Raw genomic sequence first — 2,560 nt, forward strand, 5'->3', positions numbered from 1 at the left:
TCGCGACGGGGACCGTTGCCGGATTCGGGTTCGACTCGTACCGGCTCGCGCTCTCGGCGATCGCGGCGCGGCTCGGGGAGTAGCTGGTGGAGTAGCCGGGTGAGGAGTCTCGCCCGATATGTTCAGAACAAGGCTCAAGGCTTGATTCGGTTCTATCAAGTCTTGAGCCTTGAGCGTATGGAGTTAAGGCTCTAGGCTTGAGCCATGATTGTCCTGACCGTCGACCAGCGGGGTTCGACCTACGCGGCCGACCGCGTTCCCGAGGTCCTCGCGGAGCTCGCGCGGCTGACTCGCTTCCGCGAGGGCGTCGTCGTGGGGTTCGAGCGCACGGTGGGTGACGAGGTGCAGGGCATCCTGGCGTCGGGCCGGGCAGGCGCCGAGCTCGCGGTCGACCTGTCCCTGCACCTGCTGCGCGACCAGGGCTGGAGCGTCGGCATCGGCGTCGGCCAGGTCGAGGGGCCGCTGCCTACGGTGTCCCGGGAGGCGCGCGGCTTCGCGTTCTACCGCGCCCGCGACGCCGTCGAGCGGGCCAAGACGCGCGGCAGGGGCACGTCGGTCGCGGTGGAGGGCCCGCCGCCGGGTGCGCCCGACCTGAGAACCACCATCTCCGGGGCGGCTGCCCCCGGCGCGCCCGCCCAGGACGCGGCCGTCCCGGGCACCTCTGCCCCCGACACGGCCGTCCCGGGCACGTCTGCCCCCGACACGGCCGCCTCCGACACGGCCGCCTCCGACACGGCCGCACAGCCCGACCTCGCCGCCGAGGTCGAGGCCCTGCTGCGACTCCTCGCGGCGATTCGCGCGCGCCGCACGCCCCAAGGGTGGGAGGTCGCCGATACGCTCGCCTCGCTGGCGGACAAACCGGGACGACAGAGGATCGTCGCCCAGTCCTTGCACGTCAGCGAGCAGGCGGTGAGCCAGCGGGTCCGAGCGGCGCTCTGGCAGGAGGAGGAAGCGGTGCGGCCGGTGGTGGTGCGGCTGCTCGCCGAGCTGAGCAGCTCGGTGGGCCCGGACCTGGTGCCCGGGCCCAACTCCGTCGCCAAGGAAGAACCACGCCAAGAGCTGGCGCCAAGAGCTGAGGGGAACGTCACGCCGTGACCTGGGAGATGCTGGACTACCTCGACGGACTGCAGTGGGTCGCCGCGATCGCGACCTGGCTGATCACGTTGGCGCTGAGCGTCATCGTGGGCTCGTGGGTGGTGCCCTGGGTGCTGCGCCGCGCGGGCCGCGGCGACCTGCCCTGGGCCCGCTACAAGCCGCCCGTGTACCCGCAGGCCCTGGAGCCGGGCGAGGGTGAGGGCACCGCGGGCGCGGCCGGAGAGGGCGCAGCCGGAGAGGGCGCAGCCGGAGAAGGCGCACCCGGAGAAGCCGCTGCTGGAAAAGCCGCACCCGGAGAAGGCGCAGCGAGCGCAGCCGCCGAGGGCGAGGGCGAGAAGAGCGAGAAGGCCGAGAAGGGCTCCGGATCCGGGGCCGACGGCGGTTCCGGAGTGGCCAAGGGCGGCCACACCGGCGAGGAGTCGCCCACCGGCACGATGCACCCGGACGCCGTCGCGATCCTCCGGGGCGGCGCGTGGCTCGGCGTGCTGGAGCGCCTGGCGATCACGGGCTCGCTCCTGGCCGGCTACCCGTACGGCATCGCGATCGTCGTCGCCATCAAGGGCCTGGGGCGGTACGCGGAGCTGCGCGACCAGCCCGTCGCGTCGGAGCGGTTCGTCGTGGGTACGCTCGCCTCGTTGATCTGGTCGGTCGCCACCGGTCTGCTGGGACTCGTCGTGCTGAATGCGCTCGTCCTCTGACCGGTCCGGTAGACTTGACCGCTGCTGCTTGACACCTCGCTTGATCACCCCAGCCGCCGGCCTCTCGTCGGCGTGCCCCGGGGTACACCCTTCACCCGACACAGGAAGACGAACGTGGCTACCTCCAACGACATCAAGAACGGCACCGTGCTCCGCATCGACGGCAACCTCTGGTCCGTCATCGAGTTCCAGCATGTCAAGCCGGGCAAGGGTGGAGCGTTCGTCCGCACGAAGATGAAGAACGTGCTGTCCGGCAAGGTCGTCGACAAGACGTTCAACGCGGGCATCAAGGTCGAGACGGCCAACGTCGACCGTCGCGACTTCCAGTACCTGTACATGGACGGCGAGGACTTCGTCTTCATGGACAACGACACGTACGACCAGATCAACGTGTCGGCCGCGACCGTCGGCGACGCGAAGGACTACATGCTCGAGGGCATGAGCGTCATGCTCGCCTCGAACGACGGCACCCCGCTGTACATCGAGCTCCCGGCCTCCGTCGTGCTGGAGATCACCTACACGGAGCCGGGCCTGCAGGGCGACCGCTCCACGGGTGGCACCAAGCCGGCGACGCTCGAGACGGGCGCGGAGATCCAGGTCCCGCTGTTCCTCGAGCAGGGCGTCAAGGTCAAGGTCGACACCCGCACGGGCGACTACCTCGGTCGCGTCACCGAGTGATCACCGGCGGGGGGGGGGGGGGGGGGGAGGGAGGGAGGGGGGGGGGGGGGAGGGGGCGGGGACGAGAAGGAGGGGAAAAGCAAAAAAAA

The 2,560-nt window shown here is 70.6% G+C and carries 3 protein-coding genes; all 3 read left to right on the forward strand.

The window, feature by feature from the left end; translation table 11 throughout:
• Nucleotides 1-204: 204 nt before the first annotated feature.
• The 3 genes from ACFV9Q_RS25085 to efp all read left to right on the forward strand — a co-directional run bounded on the left by ACFV9Q_RS25085 (nucleotide 205) and on the right by efp (nucleotide 2,471).
• Nucleotides 205-1,095, forward strand: a complete 891-nt coding sequence (locus ACFV9Q_RS25085; protein ID WP_377236668.1) for a hypothetical protein — start codon at nucleotides 205-207, stop codon at nucleotides 1,093-1,095.
• Nucleotides 1,092-1,793 carry a hypothetical protein gene (locus ACFV9Q_RS25090; RefSeq protein WP_377236669.1) on the forward strand — a complete coding sequence of 234 codons (702 nt, stop codon included), beginning with the start codon at nucleotides 1,092-1,094 and terminating at the stop codon, nucleotides 1,791-1,793. Before ACFV9Q_RS25085 ends, ACFV9Q_RS25090 begins: the two co-directional genes overlap by 4 nt.
• A gap of 114 nt (nucleotides 1,794-1,907) precedes the next feature.
• Nucleotides 1,908-2,471 carry an elongation factor P gene (gene efp / locus ACFV9Q_RS25095; protein WP_285104671.1) on the forward strand — a complete coding sequence of 188 codons (564 nt, stop codon included), beginning with the start codon at nucleotides 1,908-1,910 and terminating at the stop codon, nucleotides 2,469-2,471.
• Nucleotides 2,472-2,560 lie beyond the last annotated feature (89 nt).

The organism is Promicromonospora sp. NPDC059942 (genome assembly GCF_042731755.1).
Taxonomy (GTDB): Bacteria; Actinomycetota; Actinomycetes; order Actinomycetales; family Cellulomonadaceae; genus Promicromonospora.

Bases quoted from the DNA above. Each gene is read 5' to 3' on its own strand.
- ACFV9Q_RS25085 (WP_377236668.1), top strand. From the start codon at position 205: ATGATTGTCCTGACCGTCGACCAGCGGGGTTCGACCTACGCGGCCGAC.